The organism is Acinetobacter bereziniae LMG 1003 = CIP 70.12 (assembly GCF_000368925.1).
GTDB lineage: Bacteria > Pseudomonadota > Gammaproteobacteria > Pseudomonadales > Moraxellaceae > Acinetobacter > Acinetobacter bereziniae.
Window position 1 is genome coordinate 1,511,487 of the sequence record NZ_KB849756.1, and the last position, 14,001, is coordinate 1,525,487.

General features: G+C 38.4%; 12 protein-coding genes and 2 tRNA genes. 6 read left to right on the top strand and 8 right to left on the bottom strand.

What is annotated here, in order from left to right; all coding sequences use genetic code 11:
• Positions 1-69: 69 nt before the first annotated feature.
• Positions 70-1,269, top strand: a complete 1,200-nt coding sequence (locus F938_RS16840; RefSeq protein WP_005033698.1) for a BaiN/RdsA family NAD(P)/FAD-dependent oxidoreductase — start codon at positions 70-72, stop codon at positions 1,267-1,269.
• 25 nt (positions 1,270-1,294) lie between these two features.
• On the opposite strand, the gene F938_RS24535 is transcribed toward F938_RS16840, so the two are convergent.
• The 3 genes from F938_RS24535 to F938_RS16845 form a co-directional block, all read right to left on the bottom strand.
• Positions 1,295-1,447 carry a hypothetical protein gene (locus F938_RS24535; RefSeq protein ID WP_004830121.1) on the bottom strand — a complete coding sequence of 51 codons (153 nt, stop codon included), beginning with the start codon at positions 1,445-1,447 and terminating at the stop codon, positions 1,295-1,297.
• A 151-nt stretch (positions 1,448-1,598) separates the two neighbouring features.
• A complete protein-coding gene (locus F938_RS24540; RefSeq protein ID WP_004830122.1) occupies positions 1,599-1,763 on the bottom strand; it encodes a hypothetical protein in 165 nt (54 codons plus the stop codon).
• Positions 1,764-1,845: 82 nt separating this feature from the next.
• On the bottom strand, positions 1,846-3,468 hold the full coding sequence (locus F938_RS16845; protein WP_004830123.1) for a mechanosensitive ion channel: 1,623 nt from the start codon (positions 3,466-3,468) through the stop codon (positions 1,846-1,848).
• 552 nt (positions 3,469-4,020) lie between these two features.
• Between F938_RS16845 and F938_RS16850 the strand changes: the two genes are divergently transcribed.
• On the top strand, positions 4,021-4,443 hold the full coding sequence (locus tag F938_RS16850; protein WP_004830127.1) for a hypothetical protein: 423 nt from the start codon (positions 4,021-4,023) through the stop codon (positions 4,441-4,443).
• Positions 4,444-4,467: 24 nt separating this feature from the next.
• Here F938_RS16850 and F938_RS16855 read toward each other — a convergent pair whose 3' ends face one another.
• Both F938_RS16855 and F938_RS16860 read right to left on the bottom strand, forming a co-directional pair.
• Positions 4,468-4,923: an ABZJ_00895 family protein gene (locus F938_RS16855; RefSeq protein WP_005033702.1), complete on the bottom strand. Its 456-nt coding sequence runs from the start codon at positions 4,921-4,923 to the stop codon at positions 4,468-4,470.
• Between the two features lie 329 nt (positions 4,924-5,252).
• Positions 5,253-6,467, bottom strand: coding sequence for a multidrug effflux MFS transporter (locus F938_RS16860; RefSeq protein WP_005033703.1), 1,215 nt, complete (start codon positions 6,465-6,467; stop codon positions 5,253-5,255).
• A gap of 146 nt (positions 6,468-6,613) precedes the next feature.
• Between F938_RS16860 and yccS the strand changes: the two genes are divergently transcribed.
• From yccS to F938_RS16880, 4 genes are all read left to right on the top strand, one after another.
• Positions 6,614-8,788, top strand: a complete 2,175-nt coding sequence (gene yccS / locus F938_RS16865) for a YccS family putative transporter (RefSeq protein ID WP_080633136.1) — start codon at positions 6,614-6,616, stop codon at positions 8,786-8,788.
• Between the two features lie 99 nt (positions 8,789-8,887).
• Positions 8,888-9,448 carry an SdpI family protein gene (locus F938_RS16870; RefSeq protein WP_004830134.1) on the top strand — a complete coding sequence of 187 codons (561 nt, stop codon included), beginning with the start codon at positions 8,888-8,890 and terminating at the stop codon, positions 9,446-9,448.
• Between the two features lie 166 nt (positions 9,449-9,614).
• Positions 9,615-12,257, top strand: coding sequence for a PepSY domain-containing protein (locus tag F938_RS16875; RefSeq protein WP_005033707.1), 2,643 nt, complete (start codon positions 9,615-9,617; stop codon positions 12,255-12,257).
• A gap of 133 nt (positions 12,258-12,390) precedes the next feature.
• The gene (locus F938_RS16880) at positions 12,391-13,176 is read left to right on the top strand and encodes a YdcF family protein (protein ID WP_005033709.1); all 786 of its coding nucleotides are present in this window, start codon (positions 12,391-12,393) and stop codon (positions 13,174-13,176) included.
• 27 nt (positions 13,177-13,203) lie between these two features.
• Here the strand turns inward: F938_RS16880 and F938_RS16885 are convergent, their stop codons facing one another.
• From F938_RS16885 to F938_RS16895, 3 genes are all read right to left on the bottom strand, one after another.
• Positions 13,204-13,671, bottom strand: a complete 468-nt coding sequence (locus F938_RS16885) for a DUF2750 domain-containing protein (protein ID WP_009585222.1) — start codon at positions 13,669-13,671, stop codon at positions 13,204-13,206.
• Positions 13,672-13,748: 77 nt separating this feature from the next.
• Positions 13,749-13,824, bottom strand: a tRNA-Val gene (locus F938_RS16890).
• Between the two features lie 100 nt (positions 13,825-13,924).
• Positions 13,925-14,001, bottom strand: a tRNA-Asp gene (locus tag F938_RS16895).

A 14,001-nucleotide genomic window follows, 5' to 3' on the forward strand; every position in this document is an offset into this window, starting at 1 on the left:
TAACAATTGTTCTGAAAAATTGCCTAAATTTGTCTATAATCCCCTGCTTGTCATTTTCATGAGTGTGTTATGTCTTCGAACCAATACGATGTGGTAGTCCTTGGTGCAGGTGCTTCAGGGTTAATGCTTGCAGCCAAAGCTGCTGCACGTGGGCGTAAAGTCTTGGTCGTAGAGAAAGCTAATAAAGTCGGTAAAAAAATCCTCATGTCTGGTGGTGGAAAGTGTAATTTCACCAACCTTTATGTCGAACCTGACAATTTTATTTCACATAATCCGCATTTTGTTATTTCTGCCCTTAGTCGTTATACCAATTGGGATTTTATTGGTCTGGTTTGTGAATACGGTATCGACTATGAAGAACGTAAACACGGACAACTATTTACCCTGAATGGCGCCAAAGAAATTTTAGCCATGCTACTCAAGGAATGTGAAAAAACTCATTTGGTTGACATCAAAACCAGTTGTGAAGTCAAAGCGGTAACGTGTAGTGCGGAAGATCATTTTCAGGTTGCAACCAATATAGGCTATTTTCAAGCTGAGTCTGTTGTGGTTGCTTCAGGTGGTTTATCTATACCCACTTTAGGAGGCTCAGGGATTGGCTATGAAATTGCTAAACAGTTTGGTCATCACATCTTTCCAACACGCGCTGGCTTAGTCCCCTTTACATTCTCAGATCAATTTAAAGAAGTGACCACACGTCTGAGTGGTAATGCGGTTGAAGCAACACTTTCCAACGATCTCAATAGTTTTACTGAAGCACTGTTGTTTACCCATCGTGGTTTAAGTGGTCCAAGTTCATTACAACTGTCCAACTACTGGAATGCAGGGCAGACTTTTAATATCGATTTTTTACCAAGTCTCGGATTGTTTGATTTCTTCAAGGCAAAAAAACAAACTCAGCCTAAAGTTTTGCTGAGAACATTATTGACTGAACACTTACCAAAAAGTGTGGTGATTGAATTACAAAATCTGGTTTGGTCAACATGGGCAGAAACAGCCATCGGACAACTCAGTGATGAAAAGCTTGAGCACATTGCCAAGCAATTACATCAATTCGAGGTCAAACCTTCGGGTACAGAAGGTTATCGAACAGCTGAGGTGACTTTAGGTGGGGTAGATACTACTGAGGTTTCTTCCAAAACCATGGAAAGTAAAAAGCAAAAAGGTTTGTTTTTTATTGGTGAAGTCCTAGATGTCACTGGGCATCTCGGTGGGTTTAATTTTCAATGGGCATGGGCTTCAGCACATGCCGCATCTGAATATGTTTAATCCATCCTCACTCAAATTTATCCAATTATTCTAAATAGTCGGTTTTAAACAAAATAAGTTGATTTTGGATTTGCTGTTTTTGAGTCACACGTTGAATCGCCAAATCCATACTATTTTGTCGGTCTTTTTTAGCAAATAAAGACTGATGAATTTTTTGTACAAAATGGATTATTTTCATTTCTATTTCCTTTAAAAATGACTTTTATTCAGCTCGATTGGTGTTTTACTTGTTGCATATGAATGATTTAAATTTAGACAATAAATCAGCCGATGTCTATCTCTTTTCAAGAAAAAACATCATATAAACAACTTCACACATGCCTAATCAATCACGATTGGGATTTATTTTGAGATTCATCTTGTTTTTCAACATAATCCGCTTGTTGCTTCTTCGGTTTTGCAAAAACAAATTTATATGCACTTGCTAAAAAACCAACCGTAATACCTGCGATCACAATTGGAGCAATAAAATTATTTGGCTTTTTCTTGGACATCTCAATCTCCCTTATTTTTTGACCTTAGAATAAAAAATCGATCAAGCTTTAATCCTGATCGATCTTTGTAAGGATTTACATGTTAATTCGGGTCATCTTTATCCTCTTTAAATGAATCGGTTAAAGATTTATATTCATTTTCGATCGTAGGTGTATCCGCTGTAACTTGACTAGAGTCTGTTGCCGGAGTGACAACGGAATCTGTATTTTTTTGATTTAGAGGATTCGGTTGATTTGCTTGTTGTTTTGCTTTGTCAATCAAATCTGTTAAAACACGTTCAGCAGGTTGACGACCACCTAAACCGAATGCCAAAGCAAATGCTACAGCCACAGAACCTAAGGTTAAGCCAAATGCAAGATTGACAATAGAGTCTGCGATACCCATGGCTTTTAGGCCCATTGCAATCACTAAGCCCATGATCAATACACGAACAAGATTTCCTAACCATCGCGAGCTGTTATATTCTCCACGTTGTACAACATTTGCCACGATATTGGCCAACCAGAAACCAATAACCAATATCACTGCACCCAAGAGAATATTCGCACCAAAGTGAATGAACATCGAGATCAGACCACTGACCTGCTCAAAACCAAGTCGATTCGCAGCTTCTGAAACTGCAAACAACATAGTAAAGAACACGATTAAATATCCAATGATGCAAGAAACTTTAGTTTCACCTAAAAAACGTTGCACATCTAATTTAGCAGGAATTGAATCTACACCTGTTCCTGCAACAACTTCAGCAACCAAACGCCCTACAAAACGAGACACCACATAGGCAACGATTAAAATTAATCCCGCTGCAATAATATGTGGAATCGCATACATAATTTCACCGAGCATCATTGTTGCAGGTTGTGAAATTGCCTGTATACCTAAAGCTTCAAATGCCACGATTAAAGCAGTAATCATGACCACAGCAAAAACAAATGAACCTAAAAACTTAGATAAGCCCTGATCTGAGTTTTTAAATAGCCCCACTTTTTCAGCTTGGCTTTGTAAATTTAAGCTACTGATTAAGCCCTCTACGATCCCACGCACAATTTTTGCCAAAATATAACCGACAAAAACAATTACACCTGCAATGAAAATATTAGGTAAATAAGAGATGGCTTCATTCAACATAGATTGAACAGGAACCAATAATCCTTGTAAGCCTAAAATCGACAGAACAATCGGCAGGAACAACAACAAAATCAACCAGTAAACAATATCAGCAATGTTATGACTGATTGGGCTAACACCCACATCTGCACTTAGCTTTTCATCAAGTTGAGTACGATCCAAAGCTTTTTTTAGCCCAACCTTGACGAGGTTTGCTACAATCCAACCAATGAATCCTATTGCTACAGCAGCCAATAGTTGCGGGATAAACAATAAGAATTGTTGAATCATCAAACTGAATGGGCTACTCACACTGTTCAAATTCAGTACATTGAGCGCGCCAATGACAGCAATGACCATGACCACCCAGAAAATAATTCTGGAAAGGATACTTTCGATGTTTGAACGATGCCCTGTGGCAGAAGATAATTTCGAATTTGTTCCCAGTTTCTCTAGGATTTTTCTAAAACCTGCTGCGACAATTAATGCAATAATCCATCCGACAATCAGGATAGCTACAGCGGCTAAAATTGGGTGAAATTGATTCCAATAATACATGGCATCAAAATTCCCCTGAGTGTGTAAAATTTCATTCATTTTTATTCCCTCAAGTCATAGATTTATAACAATTTGAGTGTGCTCAAATGACTCCAAGCATCATTCTTATTTTCAACAGAAAGCGTGATGAACTACTCTTTTACTTTATAATTTGCTTATATAACGATCAATTTTTACTGCATAAATACAACAAAACAAAGCATAAATACTAAGCAGAATCAAAAAACCCTAGCTTGCTGACTAGGGTTTCTGCTTAATGTATAGTTTAAATTATTGATAAGTTTTAAATTAGAGCCAATCGGCCGCCATATAAATAAGCAATGATACGAGAAATAATCCCACAAGAATAAGCATATAAATTGGTAGGCGATTCTTATGTGTAATCTCTTCATTACTGGTTACGTAAGATGGTTTATTGAAATCGTGTCTCATGACATCCACCTCCATCAACTTGATGTATTTTTATACTATCAGTCTATTCATCAACTTTGTGTAAAATATTTTAAGTAAAAGTAAATTTTAATCTAAAGCGGTAAGAGACAGATAAATGGGCTATAATATATACCCCCATTTTTGTTGACTATTGTATATATGGCATATCAACGACAAAGTGTCGCACTCGATTTAGACACCGATGTCACTCATCAATGCTTCTTACATACATCTAGAGATGATCATTTAATCGGAATCATTGAGTTTAGTAAGCCTAGCTATATTTTAAAGTGGGGAGATCTGGAATATTTCCGTAGACGTACTGATGAATTTTCAGTAATGCCCTTCCCCGAATGTATCAATGCCATGATCATTGACATTCGTAATATCAACTCCTTTCTTGACAATGAAGTTCCTATTATTCCTTGGCGCTTACTCGAAGAAGACTGTCCAATACGTCTCGTCGTGCCTCAAGATCGTTTAGAACATTATGCTGGTATTTTTGAACCCACTTGGCTGACCACTGATATTGAAGTCGCGATTCAGGAGTTACGTGAATTTATGGATATGTTTGTGCATTGATCTTTAGCTAGCACACCAGCAAACCTAATTTTCATTCTCAAACATTTTTGCCGCCATTCGTTTTGCTTGCGTTCCATAAAACCAATAAGTAATTAAAAAGAGAGGAACGGCAAGCAAAAGAAGCATAATAAGTATCGTGCTCAAAAATCGGATATTTTGCATATAGGCAATGAATGATTGCCAAATTTCAGGGTCGTTGCGAGAAAAAAACCAGACGCCCGTGAAAACGCCCAATATATTATAACTCCAGAAAATGAGCGTAAAACCTAAGGTTAAATTTCTACGTTCTTGATCGGTTGGTGCTCGACGTTGTTGTTTTAGAAAACGATACAATACAATAATCATGGCAAGTAAATAAGGTAGCGCAGTGAACACACCTGCAATCTCATTGGGTAAAATTGCCGCCAATATGCCAGCAATCATTGTTAACACTAAACAAAGTAGAAAAAACCATAAAAAATATTTATTTAAAGAGACCATAGTGTCAACTTAAATTGCAATGAGACCGACATTATAAAATTTTTTAAATTTTTTTTCATTTTCTTGTCAACCAATCAGAAACTGTTGTCGTTATATAAGTATAAGGTCTGCAGCAACCAAGTTTATTGCACGGCATCCGCAGTTAAATTTGGAGACCTTAACTCCCCCAGAGAGACTAAAAACTTATGCTTCTTCAAGATTTAGAATAGCAGCCTGAATCTTTATAAACGAAGTATTTTGGCCGACGATTTACTCATCACTCGAATCGTCGGCTTTTGTTTTTTTACATTTGACCTTTTCTATGTCTTGTGTAAAAAATGGCGTGGAATTTATGAAAGTTGTTTGAGCTTAAGTTGTTGCGATACTTTTAAAATTGCCAAGAATCCTGCGACAGTAAAAGCCAACATCAATATCCCCATATTGAATAAGTGATTCCAAACTAAAAAGTTCAACACCACACCACCCAATAAACCACAAGCAAACTGCATACTGCCCATAATTGCACTGGCTGTACCTGCTCTTGAACCTTGTTCTGACATTGCAAGTGCCATCGCATTAGGTCCTGTAAAACCGATCCCTGAAACAGTCAAGAATAAACCCAGCATAACAACCACTAACGGCGCGTGAGACATTAAACCCGCTCCCACAATAATTAATGCACCTGCAACCTGAATCAATCCCCCCATGGTTAAACGGCGGATCACTGAAAAACGATTGGCTAAACGTTTATTGATTGAGGACAGTAAAATAATACCAAAAGCATTAAAACCAAAAGCAATTGCGAACTGTTGTTGTGTTAAATGATAGCCATCCATCAATACCGCTGCTGCGGAGCTGATATAACAAAATAGCGCAGCCCCTGTAAAACAACCTGCCATCATTGGAAAGCGAAAACTTCGATCTTTAAAAATAGCAGCATATAAAATAAAAACCTGACTAAAATTCAGTTGAAGTCTACGTGATGGCGCTAAAGTTTCTTTAAATAAGAAATGAACACAGGCTAAGCAGATCAAACCAATTAAAAATAAAGCAACAAATACTGTTTGCCAGTGAAAGAAATACAGAATTGCAGCACCTATAGATGGCGCAAGAATAGGCGCGATTCCCATCACAATCATCATGCTGGCAAAAGCTTGAGCAGAACCTTGAACATCTAAACGATCTCGAATGGCTGCACGTGCCATGACCACACCTACACAACCGCCCAAAGCCTGTAAAATTCGCGCAGCAATCAATGACCAATGATCAGGAGCTAAAACGCATAATAAGCTGGCAAAAGCGAATAAGGTCATACCAAAGTAAAGTGGCTTTTTACGACCTATGCGGTCGCTGATTGGACCATAGATCAATTGTCCTACAGCCAAACCCAAGAAATACGCAGGTAAAGTATTGGCAACTTGCTGGGTGGTGACATTAAAATCTTGCGCCATTTGTGGGAGTGCTGGCAAATACATATCGATAGATAAAGGACCTAACGAGGTAAATAGTGCCAAAAGCATAATCCAACCTGTTGAATACTGTTGACCAGCGTTTTTTTCAGACATAGATCGTTTATAATTTCATACTAAATATTGCGAACAAGTTTACACTGTCCATTGTAAGATGTGTCACAAAGATAAGTGAAAAATCACCTCAGCAATAAAACAAGCACCCCAGCAATAACACCGTATCGATTGAATAAGGATTTCCTTTGAACACATGGCTGTTAAAACTACGAAAAGCCACCTATAACACAAGTTTCATGTATAACTTGAGGATGGTCATCGCCTTTACAGGCACTGCTTTTGTCCCTTATTTATTGGGTCAGCAGTTGATGACCATTCCATTGACCTTGGGTGTGGTTGCCGCAGGTCTGAGTGATATTGATGACCGCTTTTCAGTGCGGATCATGAATTTGATTTATACCTATATTGGATTCTTTATCACCGCTGCCTCAGTGAGTTTGTTATTCCCTTATCCTGTACTTTTTGCTTTAGGTTTAATTGTTTCTTGTATCGGATGGATTTTATTGGGTTCTTTGGGACGACGCTATGCCACCATTTCTTATGGTTGCTTGGTCGTTTCAGTTTATTCTATGCTTGGCGTTCATCTTTTTGAGCATTGGTATATCCAACCTAGTCTGTTAGTGATTGGGGCGATTTGGTACGGTCTCATTTCCACCATCAGTTTTTTGCTCTTCCCAGTACGTCAGGTTCAAGACAAGCTGTCCCAATGTTTTTCATCATTGGGGAATTTTCTTTTTTCCAAATCTAACTTATTTGATGTCGATATGACAGCGACCAGTTACCAAGACAGCATGATTAGCCTGTCCATGGAGAATGGTCAGCTGATTAGCATTTTTAACGATATGCGCACAGCACTACTCACCCGTCTCAAAGGCGACCGTGGGCAACGTGATACACGGCGTAGCTTGCAATATTACTTTGTAGCGCAAGATATACATGAGCGTGCGGATTCAGCACACATTGATTATCAAAAACTGGCAAAAATGTTTGAACATAGTGATGTTTTATTTCGCTTTCAACGTATTTTGGCACTACAAGGCAAAGCATGTAAGGATTTAAGTGATAGCATTTTACATCGGACCACATACCAACATAACGCCCGCTTTGAATATGCCTTTAAAAATTTAAAACAGTCGTTAAATAAGCTCAGAAAAGAAGAACACTATGACCTCATTTGGATCAACTCATTATTTGCACTTTATCAAAACTTAAAATCCATCGATGCCCAATTACAGAACTTAGAGACTGAACGTCATATTAAATATGATCAAAATAAAAATGTTGAACAACAACTGAAAGATGATGATTTAAAAGGCTGGGATGATATTGTTATCCGCATTAAACAAAATTTAACCCCAGAATCGGTCTTGTTTAGACATGCGATTCGGGTTTCTGTGGTTTTATTTATCGGTTACGTTTTTGTGCAATTGACCAATATTCAATATGGTTATTGGATCTTATTAACAGCACTCTTTGTCAGCCAACCAAATTTCAATGCCACCAAACGCCGCCTAAGATTACGTATTGTGGGGACACTCGGTGGCATTATTTTAGGTTATGCCATCTTATTCTTTGTACCTTCCATCGAAGGGCAACTGTTGTTGCTTGTGATAAGTGGTGTGTTATTTTTCGACCTCCGCAGTAAACAATACGCACAAGCTACAGCGTTCATTACCATCATGGCACTGATCAACTTTAACTTAGATGGGTTGGGCTTTGAAGCAGCTCTACCTCGTATGATTGATACGGTAATTGGGTGTGCCTTGGCATGGTTTGGCGTGAGTTTTATTTTTCCAGATTGGAGATTCCGTCGTTTGCCAAGAACCATTCAACGTTCTCTGGAAGCGCAATGTAATTATTTGGCTGATGTTGTTACTCAATATCATCAGGGACGTAACAACAGTTTGAACTATCGAATTGTTCGTCGAGCAGCCCACAATACAGATGCTGAAGTTGCATCATTGATTTCAACTTTAGCAACGGAACCAGATTTTGACCAAAGTCAAAAAACATTGGCTTTTGAGTTTTTATGCTTAAATCATACTTTCCTTAGTTACATCGCTGCATTGGGTGCACATCGTGAAAAAATCCAGGATCAGCAAGTTTTAAATCTACTGGATCAAGCTTTGGATGATATCCGTGGTGCCTTGTTACGGGATGAAATGCCTGATTTAACAGCACATAATATGCTGCAAGCGATTCGTACCCGTTTGGGGCAGTCAGAAGCAGATGACTCTAAGTCATTGATTATTCTTCAACAACTTTCATTAATGTTTAGTATCCTCAAACAATTGAGTAGCCTCAAACAAAATTTAAGCCATGCCCGTGACGATCAATCTACAGAATTAGCTTCTTTATAAAAGAGCGTAAAATTTGCCTAGATATTTGGTACAATAGGCGCACTAAATCTTGGGATTTAGTGCTAAACTCTGACTAGATTTACATACATTACTGACACTATGACTGCCAAGAATATTTACGCTTATACCTTACAACCAGTTCCATACGAAGTATCGGAAGCCGAACAACGTAGTGCTCAACTTGCGATTTGGCGCAGTACCAATAAAATTGGGACTAAAGCTTGGGCAATCATGGGTGTCGCTGTTGTCCTTTCCATCTTGGGTATTGCGTTAATTAAAAACTACTCGACCATTATTTTTTGGGTTATTCTTGCCTGTGTGGCGATTTATCTCTTAGTGCGCAAATTTGGGCTTGAATGGTATGTAAAACGTAAGATGAATGAGTTTCCAGTTCAAGAAATCAAAGGTGTCAAACTCGGTGTACAGCCAAGCGGTATCGTAATGCGTCAGCAAATGGGCGTACAAGAAGGTGTCGGTACGATTGGCTGGAAAGATGTTTATGAATGGTATAACACACCAGAATTTTTACTTGTGAATTTTAAAGTAAAAGGTCAGCAAGGTGCGTATATTTTACCTAAGCGTATGGACAGCAAAAATTTTCCATTCGAGACTTTACGCAAACATCTTAAAGAATCAGTTGGTGAAGCAAAAACACTGTAAACAGTAAAGACTTCACAAAACCTCCATCGTTGGAGGTTTTTTTACATTTATGATGACTATTTTAATAAAAATGATAATGAGAATAAATATTATCTGCAAAATTCATTATCTCTCCAAGATATTCAGCTATAATCTGTAATCAAACAATTCTTCCCTTTCCATCACCATGTTTAAAAAGACTTTTTTCCAAATACACTGGTTTTTAGGCATTACAGCGGGCTTGATCCTTTCGATTATGGGGGTTACTGGTGCAATCTATTCTTATGAACAACCGATTCAAAGATGGTTAAATCCAGACAGTTTTACTGTAAAAGTTGAAAATCATGCAAAGTTAACTCCTGCTGAAATTTATCAACATTTTCAAGTTCAAAATCCTGAAATGAAGATTAACAGTATCACTGTCGCCAAAGCACCTGAAGAAGCGTCAAATATTAATATTGTTAAAGAAGGTGCACGTAGAGGGTATACCATGATGGTTAACCCCTATACAGCAGAAATCTTGCCTGAAGTTAAAGGCAAAGATTTTTTCCAATTTATCCAGCAACTTCACCGTAATCTCACTGTAGGCGAAGTCGGCAAACAGATTACAGGTGCAAGTACATTGATGCTGATCTTCTTTGTACTCAGTGGCTTATATCTTCGCTGGCCAAAAAAACATTCTTTCAAACAATGGTTTGCAATAAAGCCTAAACTCAAAGGTCGTAATTTCCTTTGGGATTTGCATGCAGTGGTTGGAACTTGGGTTGTTATTTTCTATTTACTTCTAGCATGTACAGGGTTGTATTGGTCATATGACTGGTGGCGTGACGGGATGTTCAAGGTGATGGGCGTTGAAAGACCTCAACCCGAAATGCAAGCACCTCGCATGGGTGAAGGCAAAGGGCGCCAAAGCAATACCGCAGACCCGCAACCAACACGCACACCGTCCAATCTTTCAGCACAAGGACGTGATCAACATCCGCGTGGTGGTCATCGAGAAGCAAATGAAGGGCTAAAACCTGAACAGATTCAACAAGTCCTAATACAAACATGGAATGGTTTTAATTCACAAATCAAACGTGATTATTCGACCCTAACAATTTCGATTCCTAAAAAAGCTGATGGTAAGGTCGAACTGACATTTGTTGATGCAATTCCTCAACACGAGCGCGCACGAAACAAAGCGATTTATGATTATCAAAAAGCTCAAATTGAAAAAGTTGATTTATATGAAGTTAAACCGCTGAATGAAAAAATCATGAGCAGTATGTTACCTGTTCATCGCGGTAGCTTTTTTGGTCCAGTGTTCCAATTCATCATTATGCTTGCCGCATTGGCAATGCCGTTGTTCTTTATCACGGGATGGATGTTGTACTTAAAACGTCGTAAACAAAAGAAATTAACCCTTGCGGCAAAACAATCTGGCTCAGCAATTCAAATTGATCCGGATGCAACTCCGTGGTTGATTGTTTATGCTTCACAGACAGGTGTATCTGAACAATTGGCATGGCGTACTTCTATCAGTCTACAAGAAGCACATCAACCCACTACAGTAAAATCTGCTCAACAGCTTTCTGAAGAAGATTTAAAACAAGCAAAACAAGTTTTATGGATTGCCAGCACTTATGGTACTGGTGAAGCACCTGATTTAGCATCACATTTTGAGAAGAAGTTAATGAGTAAATCATTAGATCTGTCTCATCTCAAATATGCCGTTTTAGCCTTAGGCTCGCAAGACTATCCTGAAACTTACTGTAGTTTTGGTCATCATATAGATCACTGGTTAAAACAATCTGGCGCACAGCAATTATTTACGACCATCGAAGTGAATAATGGCAGCAATAGCGATATTCAACAATGGAATAAAGCTTTAATTCAAGCCACCAAACTTGACCTGCAAACCATGTCGATTGATAAAGTGTTTGATCAATGGCATTTGAGCAAACGAGAATTACTCAATCCAGAGAGCTTGGGCGCACCAGCTTTCAACATTGAACTTCATGCCTGTCATGAAACAGTCTGGCAAGCCGGTGATATTGCAGAAATACAAACTGGAAATAGCCTTGAACGTATTCAACAATTTTTAGATAAATACCAAATTAATCCAGATACAGCTGTCGATTCACATGAGCAACAATCGATTAAAAATATCCTTTGGAATCGGGACTTAACTGTCGAAGTTGAGCCTTTTGCCAATATGGAGCATTTACTTGAGCAGTTGCCTACCCTGCCTACTCGTGAGTACTCCATTGCCAGTATTCCAAGTCAGCAGGTATTACGTTTAGTGGTTCGTCAACAACGTGATGCTCAAGGTGAACTTGGTTTAGGTTCAGGCTGGTTGACCTCACACTTAAAATTGCGTGACAAAGTTGCGTTAAGAATTCGCAATAATGATTCATTCCATCTAATCACGGATAATCGCCCGATTATCTGTATTGGAAATGGAACAGGGATTGCAGGTTTAATGAGTTTAATCCATGCCCGTGTTCGCTTGGATTATACGGAAAACTGGTTAATTTTTGGTGAACGTCAGCAAGCACATGATTTCTTCTTCAAAGAGACTATTCAAGCTTGGCAAAATACAGCAATGCTACAACGAATCGACTTGGCTTTTTCCCGTGATCAAGCAGAAAAAGTCTATGTTCACCATAAACTGCGTGATCATGCTGATGAAGTTCGGAAATGGATTGCCAATGATGCCGTGATCTATGTTTGCGGAAGCATTGAAGGTATGGCAAGCGATGTTGATCAAGCTTTGATTGATATTCTAGGGCAAGATACAGTTGAACAATTACGCCTAGATGGACGTTATCGACGTGATGTTTACTAAGCTACTTATAGCATCTAAGCAGTTCTAAATAAGTCCATCAAACCGAGCAAAATTGCTCGGTTTGTTTTTCACTAACCTCAATTGCTATAGATCGTTTACAATGTGCGCTGGATGACATTATTTATCACAGACCATGAACAAAAATAAATTATTGCGTTTAAGCCTATTCATTATCGGCTTATTATTATTTCTTGATGGCTTTATTTTGCTACTGTATAAAAAAATTCATTTAGGCACTCTCTTACCCTTATTGATTGGTTTGGGTTTTATCTGCACCGCCATATGGGGAAAGGTAATCCAACAATATCTGGCACATCACAGCAAACTTAAAAAACTCTGGCGTTTAGGCTGGTCTGTGTTTGGAATTTGGTTGATCAGTCTCATTGGCTTTTTTGGCTATATCCATTTTAAAACACAACAAAATCATGCTGAGAATGGTTTAGATGCAATCATTGTTTTAGGTAGTGGAATAACACAAGGTAAAGCGTCACCTACACTCGCCAAGCGCTTAGATCGTGCAGGGAATATTGCACAACAACAACCACAAACATCGATTATTGTAAGTGGTGGGAAAGATTTTGGTGAGATTAAAACTGAGGCTGAAATTATGTCCAACTACTTAGAGGAAAATTATAAGATTCAACCCCATAGAATTCTTCAAGAAAATAAAAGTACCAGTACAGATTTAAACCTCAAGAACAGCCAAGCTATTTTGCAGCAGCATGATTTGTCTTTAAATTCAAAAATTGCAATTGTCACCAGTGATTTCCATACACTACGAGCAGCAGCGATTGCAAAAAAACAAGGTTATCGCAACTTCATCACGATTGGAGCCGAAACACCCTTGAGTACTCGATATAACGCATGGTTAAGAGAATATTTTGCATATATCAGCGGTTGGGTACTTGGAGAGTATTAAATTAAATACAACTCTATTCACCATCTATCAAGGATGTATCCGAATCTTGCGTGGTAAAGGGATTCGGGTTTGATCTCGAAAAAGCTCAGGTTGAGCTATGTAAAGCTGATATAAATAACTTTTTATGTCCAACAAGAACTTACGTCCTGACACCAAAATATTCTGCCCTTCAGGGGTTAAATTGATTGACAGCAAAGTATCATTTTGTTGAATAAAAGGAATCATTTGCTCGATAAAAGAAATAAAATTGACTTCCTGAACATCGAAACGGCTCCAGTTGTCTTTGACCAATAATTGCGCCAGACTCTTACTGTGCCATACCGCTACAGCTTGTTGTCCTGTAGGAGTTGCACATAAAGCCCAACCTTCATCATAAAGTGCAAAAACTTTAGCATCAGACACTATTTTTTCGATAAATGCCTTATATTGATCTGTCGCTTGAGCAGTATTTTTCTGTACCGAAGACGCAGCCTTGCGTTGATATGGATTTCGCATAAGATACTTATTTTTAAAATAATTATATAGATATTCTACACAAAATTTTAAAATAAATAAATAGAAGAAAGAAAACTTGGTGGGCGCTGACGGGATCGAACCGCCGACATTCTGCTTGTAAGGCAGACGCTCTACCAACTGAGCTAAGCGCCCTGAGGAGAATAAACAATGTTGCACTGCTTAAACTAAATGAGATGTAAAAAGAACAATCATTTTACATTTGAATATCTTAATCTCAGGATATCAAGATAAATGGCGCAGCGGACGGGACTCGAACCCGCGACCCTCGGCGTGACAGGCCGATATTCTAACCAACTGAACTACCGCTGC

Excerpts from the sequence above, each read along its gene's own strand:
- F938_RS16840 (WP_005033698.1), top strand. The coding sequence starts at position 70 with ATGTCTTCGAACCAATACGATGTGGTAGTCCTTGGTGCAGGTGCTTCA.
- F938_RS24535 (WP_004830121.1), bottom strand. The coding sequence starts at position 1,447 with ATGAAAATAATCCATTTTGTACAAAAAATTCATCAGTCTTTATTTGCT.
- F938_RS24540 (WP_004830122.1), bottom strand. The coding sequence starts at position 1,763 with ATGTCCAAGAAAAAGCCAAATAATTTTATTGCTCCAATTGTGATCGCA.
- F938_RS16845 (WP_004830123.1), bottom strand. The coding sequence starts at position 3,468 with ATGAATGAAATTTTACACACTCAGGGGAATTTTGATGCCATGTATTAT.
- F938_RS16850 (WP_004830127.1), top strand. The coding sequence starts at position 4,021 with ATGGCATATCAACGACAAAGTGTCGCACTCGATTTAGACACCGATGTC.
- F938_RS16855 (WP_005033702.1), bottom strand. The coding sequence starts at position 4,923 with ATGGTCTCTTTAAATAAATATTTTTTATGGTTTTTTCTACTTTGTTTA.
- F938_RS16860 (WP_005033703.1), bottom strand. The coding sequence starts at position 6,467 with ATGTCTGAAAAAAACGCTGGTCAACAGTATTCAACAGGTTGGATTATG.
- F938_RS16870 (WP_004830134.1), top strand. The coding sequence starts at position 8,888 with ATGACTGCCAAGAATATTTACGCTTATACCTTACAACCAGTTCCATAC.
- F938_RS16875 (WP_005033707.1), top strand. The coding sequence starts at position 9,615 with ATGTTTAAAAAGACTTTTTTCCAAATACACTGGTTTTTAGGCATTACA.
- F938_RS16880 (WP_005033709.1), top strand. The coding sequence starts at position 12,391 with ATGAACAAAAATAAATTATTGCGTTTAAGCCTATTCATTATCGGCTTA.
- F938_RS16885 (WP_009585222.1), bottom strand. The coding sequence starts at position 13,671 with ATGCGAAATCCATATCAACGCAAGGCTGCGTCTTCGGTACAGAAAAAT.